Origin of the sequence: Sphaerotilus sp., assembly GCF_034519685.1 — a bacterium.
In the GTDB taxonomy this organism is placed as follows: Bacteria; Pseudomonadota; Gammaproteobacteria; order Burkholderiales; family Burkholderiaceae_C; genus Sphaerotilus.
Window position 1 is genome coordinate 1,460,618 of sequence record NZ_JAXHOF010000003.1, and the last position, 20,392, is coordinate 1,481,009.

16 protein-coding genes, 1 other RNA gene and 4 pseudogenes are annotated in these 20,392 nt (G+C 67.9%); 11 read left to right on the forward strand and 10 right to left on the reverse strand.

Annotated elements, in window-relative coordinates:
- Positions 1 to 68: 68 nt before the first annotated feature.
- From ubiG to hsdR, 4 genes and pseudogenes are all read left to right on the forward strand, one after another.
- Entirely contained in the window at positions 69 to 785 is a 717-nt protein-coding gene (gene ubiG / locus U5O44_RS10475) for a bifunctional 2-polyprenyl-6-hydroxyphenol methylase/3-demethylubiquinol 3-O-methyltransferase UbiG (protein ID WP_322588366.1), read from the forward strand.
- On the forward strand, positions 782 to 1,453 hold the full coding sequence (gene gph / locus U5O44_RS10480; RefSeq protein ID WP_322588367.1) for a phosphoglycolate phosphatase: 672 nt from the start codon (positions 782 to 784) through the stop codon (positions 1,451 to 1,453). Before ubiG ends, gph begins: the two co-directional genes overlap by 4 nt.
- A 13-nt stretch (positions 1,454 to 1,466) precedes the next feature.
- Positions 1,467 to 1,826: a transfer-messenger RNA gene (ssrA, locus tag U5O44_RS10485) on the forward strand.
- Positions 1,827 to 1,959: 133 nt separating this feature from the next.
- Positions 1,960 to 4,281: pseudogene (gene hsdR / locus U5O44_RS10490) on the forward strand (EcoAI/FtnUII family type I restriction enzme subunit R); the annotation flags it as partial.
- A gap of 123 nt (positions 4,282 to 4,404) precedes the next feature.
- Here hsdR and tnpC read toward each other — a convergent pair.
- Positions 4,405 to 5,820: an IS66 family transposase gene (tnpC, locus tag U5O44_RS10495; protein WP_322586439.1), complete on the reverse strand. Its 1,416-nt coding sequence runs from the start codon at positions 5,818 to 5,820 to the stop codon at positions 4,405 to 4,407.
- Between the two features lie 89 nt (positions 5,821 to 5,909).
- Between tnpC and U5O44_RS10500 the strand changes: the two are divergent.
- A pseudogene (locus tag U5O44_RS10500) lies at positions 5,910 to 6,062 on the forward strand (type I restriction-modification enzyme R subunit C-terminal domain-containing protein); the annotation flags it as partial.
- Between the two features lie 78 nt (positions 6,063 to 6,140).
- Positions 6,141 to 6,752: pseudogene (locus tag U5O44_RS10505) on the forward strand (type I restriction-modification system subunit M N-terminal domain-containing protein); the annotation flags it as partial.
- Between the two features lie 49 nt (positions 6,753 to 6,801).
- Here the strand turns inward: U5O44_RS10505 and U5O44_RS10510 are convergent.
- The gene (locus U5O44_RS10510) at positions 6,802 to 8,550 is read right to left on the reverse strand and encodes an IS1634 family transposase (RefSeq protein ID WP_322588370.1); all 1,749 of its coding nucleotides are present in this window, start codon (positions 8,548 to 8,550) and stop codon (positions 6,802 to 6,804) included.
- Positions 8,551 to 8,696: 146 nt separating this feature from the next.
- Between U5O44_RS10510 and U5O44_RS10515 the strand changes: the two are divergent.
- The 4 genes and pseudogenes from U5O44_RS10515 to U5O44_RS10530 all read left to right on the forward strand — a co-directional run.
- A pseudogene (locus U5O44_RS10515) lies at positions 8,697 to 9,566 on the forward strand (N-6 DNA methylase); the annotation flags it as partial.
- Between the two features lie 21 nt (positions 9,567 to 9,587).
- The gene (locus U5O44_RS10520) at positions 9,588 to 9,941 is read left to right on the forward strand and encodes a type II toxin-antitoxin system RelE/ParE family toxin (RefSeq protein WP_322588371.1); all 354 of its coding nucleotides are present in this window, start codon (positions 9,588 to 9,590) and stop codon (positions 9,939 to 9,941) included.
- Positions 9,938 to 10,261: a helix-turn-helix domain-containing transcriptional regulator gene (locus U5O44_RS10525; protein WP_322588372.1), complete on the forward strand. Its 324-nt coding sequence runs from the start codon at positions 9,938 to 9,940 to the stop codon at positions 10,259 to 10,261. The genes U5O44_RS10520 and U5O44_RS10525 overlap by 4 nt, the downstream gene beginning before the upstream one ends.
- Positions 10,258 to 11,934 (forward strand): restriction endonuclease subunit S, encoded by a 1,677-nt coding sequence (locus tag U5O44_RS10530; protein WP_322588373.1) that lies wholly within the window; start codon positions 10,258 to 10,260, stop codon positions 11,932 to 11,934. The genes U5O44_RS10525 and U5O44_RS10530 overlap by 4 nt, the downstream gene beginning before the upstream one ends.
- 11 nt (positions 11,935 to 11,945) lie before the next feature.
- Here the strand turns inward: U5O44_RS10530 and U5O44_RS10535 are convergent, their stop codons facing one another.
- From U5O44_RS10535 to rpiA, 6 genes are all read right to left on the reverse strand, one after another.
- The gene (locus tag U5O44_RS10535; RefSeq protein WP_322588374.1) at positions 11,946 to 13,202 is read right to left on the reverse strand and encodes an amidohydrolase family protein; all 1,257 of its coding nucleotides are present in this window, start codon (positions 13,200 to 13,202) and stop codon (positions 11,946 to 11,948) included.
- On the reverse strand, positions 13,195 to 13,929 hold the full coding sequence (locus U5O44_RS10540) for a TetR/AcrR family transcriptional regulator (protein WP_322588375.1): 735 nt from the start codon (positions 13,927 to 13,929) through the stop codon (positions 13,195 to 13,197). Before U5O44_RS10540 ends, U5O44_RS10535 begins: the two co-directional genes overlap by 8 nt.
- The gene (upp, locus tag U5O44_RS10545) at positions 13,926 to 14,564 is read right to left on the reverse strand and encodes a uracil phosphoribosyltransferase (protein ID WP_322588376.1); all 639 of its coding nucleotides are present in this window, start codon (positions 14,562 to 14,564) and stop codon (positions 13,926 to 13,928) included. Before upp ends, U5O44_RS10540 begins: the two co-directional genes overlap by 4 nt.
- Positions 14,565 to 14,576: 12 nt before the next feature.
- Entirely contained in the window at positions 14,577 to 15,977 is a 1,401-nt protein-coding gene (locus U5O44_RS10550; RefSeq protein ID WP_322588377.1) for a DUF1688 family protein, read from the reverse strand.
- A gap of 2 nt (positions 15,978 to 15,979) precedes the next feature.
- Positions 15,980 to 17,218: a GTP cyclohydrolase II gene (locus U5O44_RS10555; protein WP_322588378.1), complete on the reverse strand. Its 1,239-nt coding sequence runs from the start codon at positions 17,216 to 17,218 to the stop codon at positions 15,980 to 15,982.
- 159 nt (positions 17,219 to 17,377) lie between these two features.
- Entirely contained in the window at positions 17,378 to 18,040 is a 663-nt protein-coding gene (gene rpiA / locus U5O44_RS10560) for a ribose-5-phosphate isomerase RpiA (RefSeq protein ID WP_322588379.1), read from the reverse strand.
- A 57-nt stretch (positions 18,041 to 18,097) separates the two neighbouring features.
- Between rpiA and U5O44_RS10565 the strand changes: the two genes are divergently transcribed.
- Positions 18,098 to 19,135, forward strand: a complete 1,038-nt coding sequence (locus tag U5O44_RS10565) for a quinone-dependent dihydroorotate dehydrogenase (RefSeq protein ID WP_322588380.1) — start codon at positions 18,098 to 18,100, stop codon at positions 19,133 to 19,135.
- Between the two features lie 18 nt (positions 19,136 to 19,153).
- On the opposite strand, the gene U5O44_RS10570 is transcribed toward U5O44_RS10565, so the two are convergent.
- Together U5O44_RS10570 and U5O44_RS10575 are read right to left on the reverse strand one after the other, a co-directional pair.
- Positions 19,154 to 20,140 carry a DUF6976 family protein gene (locus tag U5O44_RS10570; protein WP_322588381.1) on the reverse strand — a complete coding sequence of 329 codons (987 nt, stop codon included), beginning with the start codon at positions 20,138 to 20,140 and terminating at the stop codon, positions 19,154 to 19,156.
- Between the two features lie 17 nt (positions 20,141 to 20,157).
- Positions 20,158 to 20,379, reverse strand: a complete 222-nt coding sequence (locus tag U5O44_RS10575) for a hypothetical protein (protein WP_322588382.1) — start codon at positions 20,377 to 20,379, stop codon at positions 20,158 to 20,160.
- Positions 20,380 to 20,392: the final 13 nt, after the last annotated feature.

Here is a 20,392-nt window from a genome sequence, read left to right on the forward strand (position 1 = left end):
GCGAAACCCCGCTCCGGCGGGGTTTTTTCATGGGCGGACCACTTTGCCATTTCGACTAGGATCACCGGATGACGACGATGACCAACGCCGACCCCAAGGAACTCGCCAAGTTCAGCGAACTGGCCCACAAGTGGTGGGATCCCGAGAGCGAATTCCGACCCCTCCACCAGATCAACCCGCTGCGGCTGGGCTGGATCGAACAGTGCGCCGGCCCGCTTGACGGGCGCCGCATCGTCGATGTTGGCTGTGGCGGCGGAATCCTCAGCGAGGCCATGGCGCGCAAGGGTGCGCAGGTGCTGGGCGTCGATCTGGCCGAACGTTCGCTGAAAGTGGCCCAGTTGCACGCGATGGAAGCGGGCATCGACAACGTGGCCTACCGCGAGGTCGCCGCCGAGGTGCTGGCCGATGAGCAGCCCGGCCAGTTCGACCTCGTCACCTGCATGGAAATGGTCGAACACGTGCCCGATCCGGCGGCCATCGTCGCGGCCTGCGCGAAGCTGGTGAAGCCGGGCGGCTGGGTGTTCCTGTCCACGCTGAACCGCAATCCCAAGTCTTTCCTGTTTGCCATCGTCGGTGCGGAATACCTGCTGCGCCTGCTGCCGGCCGGCACGCACGAATACGCCAAGTTCATCCGCCCCAGCGAGCTGGCGACCTGGTGCCGCTCGGCCGGACTCGACCTGCAGCACACCCGCGGCATGGAATACAACCCGCTGACCAAGCGCTACTGGCTCAGCGACGACACCAGCGTCAACTACCTGCTGGCGTGTCGCAAGGGGACAGTGTGACAGCGGCACAGCGCATCCATGCGGTGTTGTTCGATCTTGACGGCACGCTGCTCGACAGTGCGCCCGATCTGGGGGGCGCGGGCAACGACCTGCGCGAACGGCGTGGCCTGCCCGCCCTGCCGCTGGCCGCCTTTCGGCCGATGACCGGCGCGGGCGCACGCGGCATGCTGGGCGTGGCGCTGCAGATCACGCCCGAGCATCCCGAGTTCGAGACCCTCAAGCACGAGTACCTGGCGATCTACGAAGCCCGCATGACCCGGCTGACGCGGGTGTTCGCGGACATGGCGCCGGTGCTGGACGCGCTCGACGCTGCGGGCATGCCCTGGGGCATCGTCACCAACAAGCACAGCCGCTTCGCCGTGCCGGTCGTGGCGGCGGCTGGGCTGCAGCAGCGCAGCCGCACGCTGGTCTGCGGCGACACCACGCCGCACGCCAAGCCCCACCCCGAGCCGCTGTTCGAAGCCGCCCGGCGCATGGGCGTCGATCCGGCACACTGCCTCTACGTCGGCGACGACCTGCGCGACGTGCAGGCCGGCCGGGCGGCGGGCATGGGCACGGTCGCCGTGGCCTGGGGCTACCTCGGCCAGGGCGAGCCGATCGAGGCCTGGGGTGCCGATCACCTCATCAATTTGCCGGCCGAGCTCTTGAACCTGCCCGGAATGGCCTAAGATACGCGGTTCAGGGGCCGACCTGGTTTCGACGTGGGTTCGGAATTGGAGCAGGGCGTGTCGAGCACCAGTTCGCTCGTAAAACCACTGGAAACAAAGTAACTGCGAACGACTCTACGTACGCTCTCGCCGCTTAACACCGGTGAGCCTCTCAACGGTTGGCCGATGGGCCGGGCCCGCAAGGGCTGAGAGGTAATCTACATGGGCTGGTCTTCGGTGGGGTCACACAGCCGGAGACAAGACAAAGTGACTGGTGTTGTCTGAAGGGTGTTCCTGCCCGTCAGCGACATGAGACTCAAATCAGAGAACTACACACGTAGAACTGCCTGAGGATGGCTTGCGGACGGGGGTTCGATTCCCCCCGGTTCCACCACTCACCCGAAAAGCCCCGGAGATTCCACACTCCGGGGCTTTTTCTTTGCCCGCCTCCCGAAAAACCGGCGTCAGACCGGACCGGTGGTGGATTCTGGACAATGCGCCAAGAACCAGAACCTGAGGGGGAATCCATGCACAAGCGCCTGCTCAACGAGAGCGACCTCTGCGACAAGGTCATCCGTCCGGCCATGGAGCGTGCCGGTTGGAACGGCCAGGACCAGATCTACCGCGAATACCCGCTGCGCGCCGGCCGGGTGGTCGTGCGAGGGCGCAAGGCGCGGCGGGACGCAGCCACCGTGCTGCGCGCCGACTACGCGCTGTTCCACAAGGCCAACATCCCGCTGGCCGTGGTCGAGGCCAAGCACAACGGCCTGGCGGTCGGCGCCGGCATGGCGCAGGCGATCCAGTACGCGCAACTGCTCGACGTGCCGTTCAGCTTCTCCAGCAACGGCGATGGCTTCCTGTTCCGCGACGCCACGCTCGCCGACGGCGTGCTGGAGCGCTACCTGACGCTCGACGAATTCCCCTCCCCCGCGGCACTGTGGGCGCGCTACTGCGCCTGGAAGGGCTGGACACCCGAGGTGCAGCGCGTCGCCGCCTTCGATTACCAGCCGGGCAAGACCCCGCGCTACTACCAGCTCAATGCCATCAACCGCACCGTCGAGGCCATCGCCCAGGGCCGCCAGCGCGCGCTGCTGGTGATGGCCACCGGAACCGGCAAGACCTACACCGCGTTCCAGATCATCTGGCGGCTGTGGAAGAGCGGCACGAAGAAGCGCATCCTGTTCCTGGCCGACCGGAACATCCTGATCGACCAGACCATGGTCAACGACTTCCGCCCCTTCAAGGGCGCGATGGCCAAGCTCAGCCCGAATGCCAAGGGCATCGAGCAGGTCGAGGACGTGACGCTCGCCGTCCACAAGACCACCCGGCAGGTGGACAAGAGCTACGAGATCTACCTCTCGCTCTACCAGGCGGTCACGGGCACCAGCGAAGAAAGCCACCTCTACAAGCAGTTCTCGCCCGACTTCTTCGATCTGGTCATCGTCGACGAATGCCACCGCGGCAGCGCGGCCGAGGACTCCTCCTGGCGTGAGATCCTGCGCTACTTCGGCAGCGCCACGCAGGTCGGCCTGACCGCCACGCCCAAGGAAACCGACGCCGTCTCGAACACCGACTACTTCGGCGAGCCGGTCTACACGTACAGCCTGAAGCAAGGCATCGAGGACGGCTACCTCGCGCCCTACAAGGTGGTGCGCATCGACCTCGACCGCGACGCCTTCGGCTGGCGGCCGACGCAGGGCATGACCGACAAGCACGGCCACGTCATCGAGGACCGCATCTACACCGGCGCCGACATGAACCGCCGGCTGGTGCTGGAGCGGCGCGACGAGGTGGTGGCGGCGAAGATCACCGAGTACCTCAAGGCCACCGACCGCCATGCCAAGACCATCGTCTTCTGCGAGGACATCGACCACGCGGCCCGGATGCGCTCCGCCCTGAGCAACGCCAACGCGGACATCTGCGCCACACAGCCGCGCTACGTGGTGCAGATCACCGGCGACAACCCCGAAGGCCAGCGCGAACTCGACAACTTCATCGACCCGGAGAAGACCTACCCGGTGATCGCGACCACGTCCCGGCTGATGAGCACCGGCGTGGACGCGCAGACCTGCAAGCTCATCGTGCTGGACCAGAACATCCAGTCGATGACGCTGTTCAAGCAGATCATCGGCCGCGGCACCCGGCTGCGCGAAGACCTCGGCAAGACGTGGTTCACGATCCTCGACTTCAAGCGGGCGACCGAGCTGTTCGCAGACAAGGATTTCGACGGCGAGCCGGTGCAGGTCTACGAACCGAAGGGGGATGAGCCGGTGGAACCGCCCGAGCCGGCAGCGCCTGTCAGCCCGGACGGCCAGCCCGGCGAGGGCGAGACGCCCACCGGGGACGGCGCAGCGCCCGACGATTGGCCGCCGCCCGGTCCGCTCGGCCCCTTCGGTGGGGGCGCTGGCGACGGCGCGCCGCGGAAGTACGTCCTCGGCAGCACGGTGAACGTGTCCGTGGCGCGCGAGCGGGTGCAGTACCTCGACGCCAACGGCAAGCTGGTGACCGAGAGCCTGCGCGACTACACCCGCATCCACCTCGGCAAGCGCTTCGATTCGCTCGACCAGTTCCTGCAGACGTGGAACAGCGCCGAGCGCAAGGCCGCGCTGCTGGCCGAACTCGAAGCGCAGGGCATCTTCTTCGACGCGCTGGCCGACGAGGTGGGACGGGAGCTGGACCCCTTCGACCTGCTGCTGCACGTCGCCTACGGCCAGCCGCCGCTGACGCGCCGCGAGCGGGCGCGGCGGGTGAAGCAGCGCAGCAACGTCTTCACCGACTACGGGCCGATGGCGCGCAAGGTGATGGAGGCGCTGCTGGACAAGTACGCCGACGAGGGCATTGCCACGATCGGTACGTATTCAGCCCCCCGGTATTGACACCCGCAAAGCCCTGGGCACGCCGCGTCGAGAAGGACGCAGCGCGAGTTCGAAGATGACCTGAAGGACCGCAGGACCGAGCCTGCGGCCACGCACTCAGCCCGAGGGCACCAGCGAGGGCGCCAGACCACCGGTGAAGTGCGCCTGCATCGCCTGACGCAGATACGCCAGCGCATCACGGCCCTGGCGCTTGCAGCTCTCCACCACCGTGTAGCCCCGGGCGATGAACTCCTCGCCCCGGCGTGATCTCGTCAGCCCCGAGATCTTGCGCTTGAGCACGATGGTGCGCAGCGCCTGCTCGGCGGCGTTGTTGGTCGGCGGCACGGCCGCGTCGCTCACGAACGTCCACAGCGCCGGCCAGAGCTTGAGCACGTTGGCGCAGGTCAGTGCGGTGCGCTGGCAGGCGCCGGCGATGCCGCGCTCCAGCGCCCGGCGCACGTGGTGCTGCACCTGCGCCATCTGCGCGGCGACCTGCTGGTCCTTGCGGTGCCAGCGCCGGAACAGCACATAGCCCAGCCCCAGCAGTCGGCGCCCGATCCGTCCGGCCTGCCCCGCACGTTGACTGATGCGCGTGAAGTCCCGCAGCAGGTGCGCCCAGCACACCTGCCGCTGCGCGGCGTCCACCCAGTCGTACACCGCATAGCGGTCCGTGACCAGCTTGGCCTTCGGGCTCTCGCCCAGCATCTCCTTGGCCACGTAGCGCGCCCGCGAAGACCAGAGCTGGTACACCACCAGCTTGGGCTGCGTCACCGTCCACACCCAGTGCCGCCCCGCGCCTTCTCGCGCGTAGCTGGTCTCGTCCACATGCACCACCGGCGCTGCGGCCAGCGTCTTCACCGCCGCCTGCACCGGCTCCTTCAACGCCTGCGCCACCAGCCCGTGCGCCTGCGAGATCGCCCCCACGCTGAACCGCACCCCCAGCACCTGCGCCAGCAGATCCCGGATCTTGGGCTGCGTCAGGTGGTACGCCGTGCCCAGCAGCCCCACCAGGGCCAGCGCCCTCGGCCCGATCTGTCCGCGCGGCACCCCCGCCGGCAACACCGATGCGTGTGTCTTGCGGCAGTGCCCGCACACCCCGTGGTACAGCCGGTACTCCTGCACCTCGGCCTTCACCTGTGCCGGCACGTCGAACACCTGGTGCCGTATCGGCCGCCCCGCCGCCACCGGACCGCCACACTCGCATGCCGCAGGCGGCGGGCAGTCGTGGATCACGTCCACCTCGGACTCCGCCAGCAGCGCCCGGTACGTGCCCTTGTGCCCAGGCTGCGCGCCCCGCACCCGGCCGCTGGTCCGGCGTTGTGCCCGGTTGCCGCTGTCCCCCGGCCCGTCCGACGATGGCGGCTTCGACGAGTTGCGTGAGTTCAGCTTCTTGTCCAGCAGCGCACTGACCTGCTCGCGCAGCTTCGCCAGCTCCTGCCCCATCTGCTCGATCACCGCGTGGCATTGCTCCAGCGTCTCGGGCTTGTTCGGCACTGCGGTGGCCTCACGGCCAGGGGCTTCGGGTTGGTCCATCCCAGCACTCTCCGCCTCGCTCGCTCCGCGCGCTACCCGGACTTCACCGGCTTGACGATGTTGTCAATGCCGGGGGGCTGAATACGTACGCCACGATCGAGAACCCTGACGTGCTCAAGATCCAGCCCTTCACGAACCTCGGCCGCTCAGGCGAACTCATCAAGAGCTTCGGCGGTCGGCCGCAGTACCTGCAGGCGCTGACCACGCTGGAGCGCGAGCTGTACGCACCCGCACAATCCTGACTCTGCGCGCCGCCGCTCTGCCGATCTCCCGATCCCAACCAGCTCCGACTGGTCCCGCCCTTCCCTACCTGCTTCTACATGTCGAATCTCTCCGCCGTCATCAAATCCATCCAAGACGTCATGCGCCAGGACAGCGGCCTGGACGGCGATGCCCAGCGCATCTCGCAGCTCACCTGGCTGCTGTTCCTGAAGGTGTTCGACGCGCTCGAAGAGGAGCTGGAGCTGACCCGCGACGACTACCGCAGCCCGATTCCCGAGGACATGCGCTGGCGGCACTGGGCGGCGGACGCGGAAGGGATCACGGGCGAGGCGCTGCTGAGCTTCGTGGACAACGAGCTGTTCTCGACGCTGAAGAGCCTGAGCGCCGACCCGGTGCGCAACCCGCGGGGGTTCGTGGTGCGCGGGGTGTTCGAGGACGCCTACAACTACATGAAGAGCGGGCAGTTGCTGCGGCAGGTCATCAACAAGCTCAACGCCATCGACTTCAACCGCCAGAGCGAGCGCCACCAGTTCAACGACCTGTACGAGAAGATCCTCAAGGACTTGCAGAGCGCGGGCAATGCGGGCGAGTTCTACACGCCGCGGGCGGTGACGCAGTTCATGGTGGACATGGTGGACCCGCAGCTGGGCGAGCGGGTGTTCGATCCGGCGACGGGCACGGGCGGCTTCCTGGTCTCCCGAGTTCGACACCAACCGCTGTAAGTGCTTGATTCGCATAGGCTGCCCTCGCGAATTGCCACTACAGGAGGTTCAACTGGGTATCGCCGGGTGGTTTCTTGAGCCTCAATGCGGCCAGCAGCGTGGCCTGTTCGTCGTTGATGGTGGACACGCCGCTGATGGGCGCGCTGTCGTTGATGCAGACGGTCTGGCGCTGAATGCGCCGCAGCCGCGCCAGGGCGGTTTCCGGCGAGGCGGCATGCCCGGCGGCCTTGAGCCGCTGGCGCATGAGCCGGTACAGGATCAGCGCCATGAAGCAGAGGCTGGCGTGCGCCCGGATGCGCTCGGGCAGCCGGTGGTAGACCGGCGCGATCTCGATCTCGCTCTTGAGCACCCGGAAGCCCCGCTCGATGTCGGCCAGCGCCTTGTAGCGCTGCACCACCTCGGCAGGCTTCAAGTCGGCCACGTTGGTCACCAGCAGCAACTTGCCGTCCATCAATTCGGCGCGCGCGAGCGCCTGCGCGTCGATCTCGTAGCGGAACAGCTCGGACTTCAGGTCGACCCTGATGATGCGCGCGAGATGCGCGTCGGCCACCTCGTGGAAGAAGCGCGCCTTGGCACCCGAGTCCGACAGCGCCCGGCCACGGCTGCGCTGGCCATCGTCCTGCGCTGTGAGCTTGTCGGCGAGTGCCTGCGCCCGCGCGAGCAGCTCGGCGATGCGCGCCGTGCGCTTGGCCGACTGCTCGGCCGCCCGCTCGGGCTGGTGCGCCACCACCAGACGGCGCCCCAGCCAGCGGGCCTCGTCCACCGTCTCGTCCGCCGTGGCAGGCTGCCCCGCATCGCGCAGCACCTGCGCTTGCCGAGCCTGCGCGGTCACCTTGGCCTGGAAGTCCTGCAGCACCGACTCGAACTCGCCGTAGCGCCGCCCCGGCACCGCCAGGATGTACTCCAGCGTGCGCGGTCCATCGGGTCCGGCCGGCAGCTCCAGCGCTTCCAGCGCGTCGAGGTTGTCCAGCGACAGCAGCCCCCGGTCCGCCACCAGCACCAGACGGCGGATGTGCGGGAACCGCCCCAGCAGCCGCTCCAGCACCGGCAGCAGCGTCTGCGCCTCGCTGGCATTGCCGTCGAACACCTCGTGGTGGATCGGCAGGCCGTCGGCCGTCTGCACCACGCCCAGCAGGAACTGTCGCGCGATCACGCCTTCCTTGCTCATGCCGTGCTGGCGCACATCGTCAGGCTGTTCGCTCAGGCCGGCCGCACGGATGGTGGTCAGGTCGTATAACACCACCGACAGCGTCTCGTCGATGAGCGGACGCAACAGGTGCGCCACGCAGGCATCGACCTCACCCTGGTGGTCCATCAGCGCATCCATGGCGCGCAGCAGATGCTGATGGTTGAATCTGGAAGCGTCCACCCCGGGCAAGCTCACCGTCTGTGCCCAGCGCAGTACCCCGAGCTTGGAGTCGGCATCACACAGCCGGTTGAACACCATCATGCGGATGGCCTGTTCGATGGGGGTGGTGTAGCGGGCGCGCCGGAACACGCCGGCCAGCGCGTCGAAGCCGATCTCGCGCCAGAGCTGGTCGAGCGCCCACACGTCACCCAGGGCCAGGGCGGAGTCGAAGCGCACCTCGGGGGCCGAGGTATCGCGCCCGGCCAGGCCGCGCACCTTCAGCAGCGACTGCAGCAGCCGGTCGACCTGGCCGCCGTTCTCGTCGACGCGGCCGAGCGTCATGACGTTGCGCTGGCGGGGTTGGCCGTGTTCGTCGCGAAAGGACTCGACGAGCTGGGCGTAGCTGTGGCCCTTGGCGCGGGTGACCTTGATGAACATGGCCGGAGTGTAGTCCGGGATCGGGAAATAAGAAAACTACATCACATTCATGGGTTTAGACTACAAAACTCTGCAGCAAACCATGCCAAGTCCTTGATTCGTATGGGGTTGGGCTGGGTCGGAGGGCGGCAAAGTGTCGAACTCGGGTGGTCTGCGCGATCGAGCATTTGCGGCGGCAGGTCCACAACACCGATCAGGAGGCGGTGTTGCAGGCGAGTGTGCTGGGGGTGGAGAAGAAGCAGTTGCCGCACATGCTGTGCGTGACGAACCTGATGCTGCACGGGATCGAGGTGCCGAGTGCCGTGCGGCACGACAACACGCTGGCGCGTCCGCTGCGGGACTACGGGGCGGCGGACCGGGTGGATGTGGTGCTGACGAACCCGCCGTTCGGGGGCATCGAGGAGCCGGGGATCGAGCAGGGCTTTCCGGCCGACGTGCGGACCAAGGAGACGGCGGACCTGTTCCTGGTGCTGATCCAGCATTTGCTGAAGCCCAACGGGCGGGCGGCGCTGGTGCTGCCGGACGGGACGCTGTTCGGCGAGGGCGTGAAGTCGCGCATCAAGGAGCAACTGCTGACCGGGTGCAACCTGCACACCATCGTGCGGCTGCCGAACGGGGTGTTCGCGCCGTACACGGGGATCAAGACCAACCTGCTGTTCTTCACCAAGGGGGCGCCGACCAAAGAAATCTGGTACTACGAGCATCCCTATCCGGCGGGGGCGAAGAGCTACAACAAGACGCGGCCGATCCGGATCGAGGAGTTCGAGGCCGAGAAGGCGTGGTGGGGCAGCGAGGCGGACGGGTTCGCAGCGCGGGTGGAGAACGAGCGGGCGTGGAAGGTGGACATCGCGGCGATCAAGGCGGCGGGCTGGAACCTCGACCAGAAGAACCCGCACGCGCCGGACGCGGTGAGCCATGACCCGGAGGCGCTGCTGGCGGACTATGTGCGGCTGCAGGCGGAGGCGCAGGGGTTGCGGGATCGGCTCAAGGCGATCCTGGCGGAGTCGCTGCAGTAACTTATACGTTACCATCCAATCATGGGCATCCAAGTTCAAGAGTACGTCCGGGCGGACGGCTGCAACCCCTATCAGGCTTGGTTTGATGGTCTGGATGCGCAGGCGGCAGCCAAGATCACCGTGGCCAAGGTGCGGCTGGAACTGGGCAACACCTCCCGCATCAAGTGGTTTCGGGGCATTGGCGAATACGTCATCGACTGGGGGCCGGGCTACCGCCTGTATCTGGCCCAGGACGGTGAGGCGCTGATCATCCTGTTTGGCGGCAGCACCAAGCGCGATCAGCAACAAGCGATCGAGCAGGCCGTGGCGCTGCACGACGAGTACAAGGCGAGAAAAAAGGCGCTCGCCCCTACCAGGAAAGGCAAGAAGACATGACGCTGACCCGTGATTTCAAGGACACCGTGGTGGCCCGCGTGGCGCATGACCCGGAATTTGCCAAGGCGCTGCTGGACGAAGCGGCCACGCTGTTCCTGAGTGGCGAGCCGGACACGGCCCGGCTGATCCTGCGCGATCTGGTGAACGCGACGGTCGGGTTCGAGCAACTGGCCGAACTGACGCGCAAGCCGAGCAAGAGCCTGCACCGCATGTTGTCGCCCAAGGGCAACCCCAGCATGGACAACCTCGCCGCCATCTTTGACGCGGTGCGCGTCTGGCTGAAGGTCGGGTTTGACGTGCGTGTGGTGGAGGTGGCATGACGCCGTTGATCCCGCAATTCGACCTGCTGGCCACCGCGCCCGGTGGCGTGGCGCGGCTGCGCGAGCTGATCCTGACGCTGGCGGTGCAGGGCAAGCTGGTGCCGCAGGAGGCGGCGGATGAGCCGGCCACTTCGGTTCTTGCGCGAGTCAGCAATACTGCGGGGGAAAAGCTGCCGATAACAAAATCACGGGTTCTTCCCGACAAGAACGAAAAGCCACCAGCACCGTATGAGCTTCCCGAAAATTGGTCATGGGCGCGCCTCGGTAATTTGGTCGAAAACATGGGATCTGGCTGGAGCCCCGCCTGCGACGAAGGTGAGCGCAGCGATTTGACCCGGTGGGCTGTTCTGAGGACTACTGCGATCCAAGTAATGGAGTACCGGCCACGAGAACACAAGGCAATTCCATTCAAGCTCAGTCCACGCCCTGAAATTGAGGTCAAGAACGGAGACATTTTGATTACGCGAGCCGGGCCGATGAATCGCGTCGGCATTTCTTGCTGCGTCGATCGAACTCCCGCCCGTTTGATGCTGTCGGATAAAATCGTTCGCTTTCACGCGATTGCTGATGAACTATTCCCTCCATTCGTTGTTCTTTCTCTGAATGCCGGGTGGACGAAAAATCAGATCGAGCAGGCCAAAACCGGCATGGCCGCGAGCCAAGTCAATATCTCTCAGTCTGACATCAGAAATCTCTGGATTCCTGTCTGCAGCAAAGCCGAACAAACCCGCATCGTCGCCCGCGTCGAAGAACTGATGCGCCTGTGCGACGCCCTCGAACACCAGCGACAGCTCGAAACCGCGCAGCACGCCCAACTGCTGAACACCCTGCTCGGCACGCTGACCGACTGCACCTCGCCCGACGAACTCGCCGCGAACTGGCAGCGCGTCAGCGACCACTTCGACCTGCTGCTCGACCGCCCCGAAGCCGTGGACGCGCTGGAGCAAACCATCCTGCAACTCGCCGTGCGCGGGCGGCTGGTGCCGCAAGATCCGGCGGACGAGCCGGCGAGTGTGTTGTTGCAGAGAATCAAACGGGATAAGCCTCTGCCAGCTTTGACAGTTGGGGAAATCCCTTTTGATTTGCCTAGCGGCTGGCAATGGGCAAGATTTGACGAATTGATCGATCCACTGAAACCTGTCTCATACGGCGTTCTGGTCCCAGGACCAGAAGTACCGGGCGGCGTTCCATTCGTTAGAATTGCGGATCTTTCAATAACCAACCCTGCCGCACAGCCTGAGAAATCAATCTCACCGGAAATTTCTGCCCAATATCAGCGAACTCGGCTTGAAGGCGGCGAGATATTGATGGGCGTTGTCGGAAGCATCGGAAAACTTGGGGTTGCACCAAAATCATGGGCTGGCGCCAATATTGCACGCGCAGTCTGCAGGATTGTTCCGGTCAGTGAAGTCAGAACAGAATTTGTTCTTCTACTGCTGGAGTCGGAGTTCATGCAGAAGAATTTTTCCGGTGATACCAGAACGCTGGCCCAGCCAACTTTGAACGTCGGGCTTATTCGTAGCGCGCCTACACCGCTGCCGCCCCTCGCCGAGCAAACCCGCATCGTCGCCCGCGTCACCCAACTCCGCGACCTCTGCACCACCCTGCGCCAACGCCTCGCCGCAGGCCAGACCACACAGCGCCACCTGGCCGAAGCGCTGGTCGAGGTCTGAGCGCGCAAGGCTCAGCCGACGCCGCGCCCCGGCAAACTCAAGCGCATCACCACCGGCTCGCTGCGCGCCACCACCCGCCCCGCCCGCAGCACCAGCAGCCGGTGCGCCCTGAGCCGCAGCGCCTCCACCACGTCCCGCGCCTGCAGCAGCACCAGATCCGCCCGGCACCCCACGTCCAGCCCGTAGCCCTCCAGCCCGAGGATGCGCGCCGGCGTCGTCGTCACCGCGTCGAAGCACTGGCGCATCGCCGCCTGCGAGGTCATCTGCGCGACGTGCAGGCCCATGTGCGCGACATCGAGCATGTCGCCGCTGCCCAGCGCGTACCACGGGTCCATCACGCAGTCGTGCCCGAACGCAACCGGCACGCCCGCGGCCAGCAGCTCCGGCACCCGCGTCATGCCCCGGCGCTTCGGGTACGTGTCGTGGCGCCCTTGCAGCGTGATGTTGATGAGCGGGTTGGCGATCGCCGCCACGCCGGCCTCGGCGATCAGCGGCAGCAGCTTGGAGACGTAGTAGTTGTCCATCGAGTGCATGGACGTGAGGTGCGAGCCGGCCACGCGGCCCTGCAGCCCGAGCCGCTGCGCATGGAAGCTCAGCGTCTCGATGTGCCGGCTCAGCGGGTCGTCCGTCTCGTCGCAGTGCATGTCCACCCGCAGCCCGCGCTCGGCCGCCAGCTCGCACAGCAGGCGCACCGACTCGGCGCCGTCGGCCATCGTGCGCTCGAAATGCGGGATGCCGCCGACCACGTCCACGCCCAGGTCGAGCGCGCGGGTCAGCAGCGCCAGCGCGCCGGGCACGCGCAGCACGCCGTCCTGCGGGAACGCGACGAGCTGCAGATCCAGATACGGCTTCACCCGCTCGCGCACCTGGAGCAGCGCCTCCACCGCCAGCAGGCGCGGATCGCACACATCGACGTGGCTGCGGATCGCCAGCAGCCCCTGGCCCACCGCCTGGTCGCAGTAGGCCAGCGCGCGCTCGACGATCGCGTCCTGCGTCAGCGTCGGTTTCAGCTCGCCCCAGAGGGCGATGCCTTCGAGCAGCGTGCCGCTCTGGTTGATGCGCGGCAGGCCGTAGCTGAGCGCCGAGTCCAGGTGGAAATGGGCGTCCACGAACGGCGGTGTGACGAGTTGGCCGGCGGCGTCGAGTTCCTCGGCGGCGGTGGCGGGCAGCGCGGGTTGCACGGCGACGATGCGGCCGTCGCGGATGCCGATGTCGTGGTCGCGCCGGCCGTCCGGCAGGGTGCAGTGGCGCAGGATCAGGTCAAGCATCGCAGCGGGGCTCCTGGGGTGGATCCTCGCATTCGCGAGGATGACGGGCGGTGGGGGCGGTGGGATCGGTGATGCCGCAGCCGCGCAGCACGGTCCGCAGCACATGGTCGGTGGCGCGGCGCAGCTCGTCCGGGCCGAGCCGCGCCACACCGAGCACGGCGCAGACCTGCGCGTCGAAGTCGGCATACGTCTGCGTCGCGGCCCAGACGGTGAAGAACAGGTGCGTCGCGTCTACGTCCGGCGCCATCCAGCCACGCGCCTTCCAGCCGTCGATGACGCGCACCTTGTCCTCGACCAGCGCGCGCAGCTCGGTGCGCAGCAGGTCGCCGATCTCGGGCGCGCCGCGCAGCACCTCGCTGGCGAACAGCCGCGACGCCTCGGGCCGCTCGGCGGTGAGGCGCATCTTCTCGGTGATGTAGTGGCCGAGCGCGTCGTGTGGGTGGCGGTCGGCGGTGAGCGCGTCGGCCGGGGCCAGCCAGTCGTGCAGCAGGTCGGCCAGCACCGCGCGGTACAGCGCCTGCTTGTGGCGGAAGTAGTAGTGCAGGCTCGCCTTGGGCAGGCCGGCGGCGGTGGCGATGTCCTGCATCGTCGCCCCGGCGAACCCTTGCGCGGCAAAGACACCGGCCGCCGCGCGCAGGATGTCGGCCTCGCGCGCCTGCCGGATGCGCCCGCCGCGCGGGGCGGGCGGCCCCTCGGACGTCGCAGTCGTCGCGGTCGCCGCGGTCACTTCGTGCCGAAGATCCGGTCGCCCGCGTCGCCCAGGCCGGGCACGATGTAGCCGTGGTCGTTCAGGTGGTCGTCGATCGCGGCCAGCGTCAGCGGCACGTCCGGGTGCGCCTCGGTCAGCGCCTTCACACCCTCGGGCGAGCCGATCATGCAGACCATCTTCAGGCTGCTCGCACCCGCCTCCTTCAGCCGGTGCAGCGCCGCCACCGCCGAGTTGCCGGTGGCCAGCATCGGGTCGACGACGATGACGGTGCGCTCCTGGATGTCCTCGGGCAGTTTCAGGTAGTACTCGATCGGCTCCAGCGTGGTCGGGTCGCGGTACAGCCCGATGTGGCCGACGCGGGCGCCGGGCAGCAGGTCGATCATGCCGTCGAGCATGCCGTTGCCGGCGCGCAGGATCGACACGAGGCACAGCTTCTTGCCGCTGATGACCGGCGAGCGCGTGGGGGCCACGGGCGTCTGGATGTCGATCAGCTCGGTCGGCAAGTCCCGTGTGACTTCGTAGGCCAGCATCGCGGCAATCTCGCGCACGAGGCGGCGGAAGTTGTCGGTGGTGGTGTCCTGGCTGCGCACATAGGTCAGCTTGTGCTGCATCAGCGGGTGGTCCACGACATGGACCGAAGGCGTGGCGGACATGGTGCTTCTCCTTTAAAACACGGTGCCATCGCTGGCGATGTTGAGCGGCGGCGCGCCACCCGGACGGCGGGCGGCGGCCAGGCGGCGGCCGGTCGCCCAGGTGCCCCCTTCGAGCACGCAGGCCAGCGGGAAGGCCTCGGCCGACAAGCCGAGCGTGGCCCGCACGCCGTCGGCGATCAGGTCCAGCGCCGCCACCGTCACCGCCCGCCACTCGACAATGGCCGGATCATCCACCGACCGCAGCGCCGTCGGCAACGCCCCCGACGCCGGCACGAGCAGGCCCGTGTCCAGCAGCAGCCCGCCATTGCGGTACTCGGGCAGGCCGGTCAGCGCGTCCAGCCCGGTGACGGTCAGCCCCGCGTCGGCCAGCGGCTCCAGCAGCGAGTACGTCAGCCACTGCGTCAGCTTGTGGAACGGCATCCAGCCATCGGCGGTCGCCGGGTGGTGCCAGCAGTCGCCGAGGTTCACGCCCTCCAGCGCCAGCCGCCCCGGCCACACCGGGCCGAGCGCGCGCAGCAGCGTGCCCAGCACGACATCAGCGTCGATCCGGTCGCCTTCGGCTTGCTTCAGCAGGAAATCGAGCAGGTTGCCCAGGCGCGCCAGGGCACCGAACACGGCCGGTGTCGCGGCCATCACCTCGCCGAGCCGCCGCAGCAGCGCGGCGCGGCCGTCCAGTCCGACCAGCGGGTTGTCGGCGCGCACCTGGAAGGCCGCGGCCAGCGCGTCGGGCGTCACCGCGGCGAGCGCGGCGGCGTCGGTGCGCAGCGGCGCAACCGGGTCCGCCGACCAGCCCCCACGCGCAAACCAGTCGAAGCTCGCCACGCCCAGCCCTTCCGAACGCGACAGGCGCTGGCCGTGCGCCACGTCGTCGTAGTGCCAGGCCGCGCCCGCGCCCGCATCGAGCAGCACGCTCGGGATCACGAGGTCGATGCGCACGCGGGCGCGCTCCAGGCGCTGGGCCTCGCCGAGAAGTGTCAGTGGACTGCGCAGGCCCCCCTCCCGGCCTCCCCCCGCTGGGGGGAGGAGACCAGAAGCGGATGCAGGGAATGCTGGTCTTGCTCCCTCCCCCAGCGGGGGAGGGCTGGGGTGGGGGCCAGCGCCCGCCAGCGCCGCCCAGCGATCCACGCCCCCCGCCTCGAAATGGCGCCACCGGCTGTGGACCGGCACGCGCAGATCCGGGTACGCCGCCCGCGTCGTCTCGACCACCGCCGCCACCGTGTCCGCCAGCCGCTCCGGCGCCCAGCGCCAGTGCGTCGAGCGCCCCGCCGCGACATGGTCCAGCACCGCGTGGCTGCGTTCGCGCACCGCCCGCGCACTCAGCAGCGCGGTCGCCGGGTGCGCCGCCGGCACGGGCGTGTGCCAGCCGGGGCCGCCCCAGCGGTCAGCGTCAGATCCGGAAGTCGACGCCGCCATGCTCAGGCCTCCAGCCCGCGGCCCTTGGCCACGGTCAGCTCTTCGGCGTCGGGCGTGTAGGTCGAGAAATAGCCCGCCGCCTTCTTGGCGTCCATCTCGACCTGCGCATCGGCGGGGATCAGCGCGTCGGGGATCGGCACGCGCTCGACCACCTCGATGCCCTGCGCCGTCAGCGCGTCATGTTTCATGTTGCTCATCGACGCCCAGCGGTCGATGCGCGTGATGCCGAGCCAGTGGAAAACGTCGGGCATCAGCTCCTGGAAGCGCATGTCCTGCACGCCGGCCACGCACTCGGTGCGCTCGAAATAGGTCTCGGCGCGGTCACCGCCGACCTGGCGCTTGCGGGCGTTGTAGACGAGGAACTTGGTGACCTCGCCGAGCGCGCGGCCTTCCTTGCGGTTGTAGATCACCACGCCGACGCCGCCCTGCTGCGCCATCTCGATGCAGACCTCGATGCCGTGCGCCAGATACGGCCGGCAGGTGCAGATGTCCGAGCCGAACACGTCCGAGCCGTTGCACTCGTCGTGGACGCGGCAGGCCACCTTGGTTTCGGGCTGGCCGAGCTTGCTCACGTCGCCGAAGAAGTACAGCGTCATCCCGCCGATCGGCGGCAGGAACACCCTCAGGTCCGGCCGCGTCACCAGTTCCGGGAACATGCCGGCGGTCTGCTCGAAGAGGTTGCGGCGCAGCGTGCTTTCCTTGATGCCGAAGCGCTTGGCGATGCCCGGCAGGTACCAGACCGGGTCGATCGCCGCCTTGGTGACGCGCACGTCGCCATTGGCGCTCAGGATCTCGCCATCGGGCACCAGCCGGCCGGACTGGATCGCCGCCAGCAGCTCGGGCATGTTGATGTGCGCCTTGGTGACGGCGATCGTCGGGCGGACGTCGATGCCCTGCGCAATCTGCGCGCCGAAGGCTTGGGCGACGCGGTGGCCCCAGGGGTCGAAGGAGACGATCTTCTCGGGGTCGGCCCACTGCGGGTGCGGGCCGATCGGCTCGGCGGGCGCGGTGTCGGTCAGGTCGGGCTTGTGCAGGCGCTGCAGCTTGCCCGAGGCGATGGCCAGCGCGCGGTAGACGGCGTAGGCGCCCGAGTGCGAGCCGATGGCGTTGCGGTGCGCCGGGTTGGTGAGGCTCGCGATGATGGGGCCGCGGCGCTCGGGGGTGGCAGCGCCCCAATGCACCTCGGTGCTCGACAGGTCGCGCCGCTGGGGATGGGACGTCAGGACGATGTGCTCAGCCATGAAGGGACTCCGGAGACTTCGGAACGCTGAATTGCTGGAACTTGACCAGTTGGTCAACTTTCATCCCATTTGAGCGAGTTCCGTGCCAGTGCTTTCCCGCAGCCCAGGCACCGGATCGGGGCAGGTGTGCCCCGTTTCACGTCCGAACGTCGGGCGCGGTCAGTACGCGATGGTGCGCACGCCGCTGGCCGTGCCCAGCAGGCAGACACGCGCCTTGTGCCGCGCGAAGATGCCGACGGTGACAACGCCCGGCCACTGGTTGACCTCGGTCTCCATCGCCAGCGGGTCGGTGATCTGCAGGCCGCGCACGTCGAGGATGTGGTTGCCGTTGTCGGTGACGACGCCGGCGCGCAGCGTGGCCTCGCCGCCGTAGGCCGCGGCGAAGCGCCGGGCGACCTGCGCCGCGGCCATCGGGATGACCTCCACCGGCAGCGGGAAGCGGCCCATCACGTCCACCAGCTTGCTCTCGTCGGCGATGCAGATGAAGCGCTCGGCCAGGTCGGCGACGATCTTCTCGCGGGTCAGCGCGGCGCCGCCGCCCTTGACCATGTGGCCGGCGGCGTCGATCTCGTCGGCGCCGTCGATGTAAACGGGGATCGACGTGACCTCGGCGGCGTCGAACACGGGGATGCCGTGGGCCTGCAGCCGCGCCGTGCTGGCGACGGACGAGGAGACCGCGCCACGGATCGTGTCCTTGACCGTGGCGAGGGCGTCGATGAACTTGTTGACGGTGGAGCCGGTGCCGACACCGACGACAGTGCCGGGTTGCACATACTGGAGGGCGGCCTGGCCGACGAGGGCCTTGAGTTCGTCTTGGGTCATGGTGGAGTGCGCAGCGCGGTGAATGCAGGGCGTTGAATCGGGGACAATCACACGATTATGGCCCTCGTTCCCTACGCCCTCACCCGCCCCTTCCTGTTCGGACTCGACCCGGAAGCCGCCCACGAACTGACGCTCGACTCGATCGCCCGCTTCCAGAACTCGCCGCTGCAATGCCTCTGGGCGCACAGCCGCGTGAGCGATCCGGTGACGGTCGCCGGGCTGAAGTTCCCGAACCGCATCGGGCTGGCCGCGGGGCTGGACAAGAACGGCCGCTGCATCGACGGCCTCGGCGCGATGGGCTTCGGCTTCATCGAGGTCGGCACCGTGACCCCGAAGGGCCAGCCCGGCAACCCGAAGCCGCGCATGTTCCGCCTGCCGGAAGCCAACGCGCTCATCAACCGCCTCGGCTTCAACAACGAGGGGCTCGACAGCTTCCTCGCCAATGTCAAGCGCGCGACCAGCTTCCGCCGCGCGGGCGGCATCCTCGGGCTGAACATCGGCAAGAACGCCGTGACGCCGATCGAGCACGCGGTGGACGACTACCTGATCGGGCTGGCCGGGGTGTACCCGCACGCCGACTACGTGACGGTCAACATCTCCAGCCCGAACACCAAGAACCTGCGTGCGCTGCAGAGCGACGAGGCGCTGGACGCGCTGCTGTCAGCCTTGCAAGCGCGCAAGCTGCAGCTCGCGAAGGAGCACGGCCGCACGGTGCCGATGTTCGTGAAGATCGCGCCCGACCTCGACGAGGCGCAGGTCAAGGTGATCGCCGCGACGCTGAAGAACAACGGCATCGACGGCGTGATCGCCACCAACACCACCATCGGCCGCGACGCCGTGAAGGGGCTGAAGCACGCGGAGGAAGCGGGCGGCCTGTCCGGCGCGCCGGTGTTCGAGGCGAGCAACACGGTGATCCGGCAGTTGCGCGCCGAGCTGGGCAGCGCGTACCCGATCATCGGCGTCGGCGGCGTGCTCAGCGGCGCAGACGCGAAGGCCAAGCGCCAGGCGGGGGCGGATCTGGTGCAGGTCTACACCGGGCTGATCTACCGGGGGCCGGCGCTGGCCAGCGAGTGCGCGCGCGCGCTGCGGCGCTGAAGCCCCCAGCCCGGCCGGTCACTCCAGTCGCACCACCACCATCGTCTGGTTCAGCAACTGGTAGGCGATCTCGCCGAAGGTGACCGGGCCTTCGACGCCACCGATTGCCTTGCCTTCCAGCTCGCCGAACAGGAAGTTCAGGATGCAGTTGCAGGAGAAGGCGGCACCGCTGGCGTCGTACTCGGCCAGCCGCGCACGGAAGGCTGCTGCGTAGTCCGGCACCGGGCGCGCCAGCCGGTAGTCCACCCCGGGAAACACTGGCGCGTACAGCGACACCTTGCCGCCGGGGCCGTCCAGTGTCTGCACCGACACGTTCACATGCGCACCGGCGAAGTCGCCCACCAGCGGCAGCCGTCCGTCCGCAGCGCCGACCGACTCCAGGTAGTCGAGCAGTCGCATCCGGCGCCCGCCCACCGAGCACTCGCCGACCTCGAAACCCGTTTCGTCGAAATGCAGCACCTCGCCATCGCCCGGCTCGAAGATGTTGACGATCTCGACGCTGGCCAGCTTGTCGTCGGCGATGCGGACATGGGCGACCACAGCGCCGTCCTGGTGCGCCTGACCAGTCTGTCCATCGAACACCAGCGGCTGGACACGGCCCAGGTCACGCAGGTGGACACCGGACACCCAGCCGACGGTCGGCTTGACGAAGGCGTCGGTGTACTCGGCTGCGTCGTGGGCGAAGTGGCGCAGCGCCCGACCCCCAGCGGGGATGATGGTCAGCGAGAACCCGTTGTCGGGGGCTTCGGTGGTGATGCGGGCCAGTTCGTCGGGACCGTAGAACGCAAAGCGCACCTCGACACCCGCCTTGGACAGATCGGTGGCGAACAGGCGGTCGTCCTCGACGACCGTACCCCCTCCCGCGACCATGAAATACGGGATCGTCCCCCCGATCCAGCGACCCGGGGGCAACTGGCGCAAGGCGGTGGCGGGCCCGGCCAGGCTCAGCGGCACACCGCGGCGGATCAGCTCGGCGGCGGCGGCGACGGAAATCAGTTCGTTCATGGCAGTGGTCCTCGGGCTCAAAGGTTGGGGATCTGGGCCAGCTCTGCCACGAGGACACGCTCCCATTTGGCGAAGAACTGGTGGATCTCGGCAGCCTTGGCCGAGGCAGGGGCGGTGCTGCGCTCCATGCGCTTGGCCATCAACTGGGTACCCAGGTGCTGCGTCCGCAGGCGGTTGAGGCTGCCGTTGGCCAGCCGCAGCCAGCAGGGATGGTTCAGTGGGGGGGTGGGAGTCGCCATGAAGGGATCCTCG

What these genes read in the sequence shown, in the direction of transcription:
- ubiG (WP_322588366.1), top strand. Translation starts at nt 69, where the DNA reads ATGACGACGATGACCAACGCCGACCCCAAGGAACTCGCCAAGTTCAGC.
- tnpC (WP_322586439.1), bottom strand. Translation starts at nt 5,820, where the DNA reads ATGGACCAACCCGAAGCCCCTGGCCGTGAGGCCACCGCAGTGCCGAAC.
- U5O44_RS10510 (WP_322588370.1), bottom strand. Translation starts at nt 8,550, where the DNA reads ATGTTCATCAAGGTCACCCGCGCCAAGGGCCACAGCTACGCCCAGCTC.
- U5O44_RS10520 (WP_322588371.1), top strand. Translation starts at nt 9,588, where the DNA reads ATGGGCATCCAAGTTCAAGAGTACGTCCGGGCGGACGGCTGCAACCCC.
- U5O44_RS10525 (WP_322588372.1), top strand. Translation starts at nt 9,938, where the DNA reads ATGACGCTGACCCGTGATTTCAAGGACACCGTGGTGGCCCGCGTGGCG.
- U5O44_RS10530 (WP_322588373.1), top strand. Translation starts at nt 10,258, where the DNA reads ATGACGCCGTTGATCCCGCAATTCGACCTGCTGGCCACCGCGCCCGGT.
- U5O44_RS10535 (WP_322588374.1), bottom strand. Translation starts at nt 13,202, where the DNA reads ATGCTTGACCTGATCCTGCGCCACTGCACCCTGCCGGACGGCCGGCGC.
- upp (WP_322588376.1), bottom strand. Translation starts at nt 14,564, where the DNA reads ATGTCCGCCACGCCTTCGGTCCATGTCGTGGACCACCCGCTGATGCAG.
- U5O44_RS10550 (WP_322588377.1), bottom strand. Translation starts at nt 15,977, where the DNA reads ATGGCGGCGTCGACTTCCGGATCTGACGCTGACCGCTGGGGCGGCCCC.
- U5O44_RS10555 (WP_322588378.1), bottom strand. Translation starts at nt 17,218, where the DNA reads ATGGCTGAGCACATCGTCCTGACGTCCCATCCCCAGCGGCGCGACCTG.
- rpiA (WP_322588379.1), bottom strand. Translation starts at nt 18,040, where the DNA reads ATGACCCAAGACGAACTCAAGGCCCTCGTCGGCCAGGCCGCCCTCCAG.
- U5O44_RS10565 (WP_322588380.1), top strand. Translation starts at nt 18,098, where the DNA reads ATGGCCCTCGTTCCCTACGCCCTCACCCGCCCCTTCCTGTTCGGACTC.
- U5O44_RS10570 (WP_322588381.1), bottom strand. Translation starts at nt 20,140, where the DNA reads ATGAACGAACTGATTTCCGTCGCCGCCGCCGCCGAGCTGATCCGCCGC.
- U5O44_RS10575 (WP_322588382.1), bottom strand. Translation starts at nt 20,379, where the DNA reads ATGGCGACTCCCACCCCCCCACTGAACCATCCCTGCTGGCTGCGGCTG.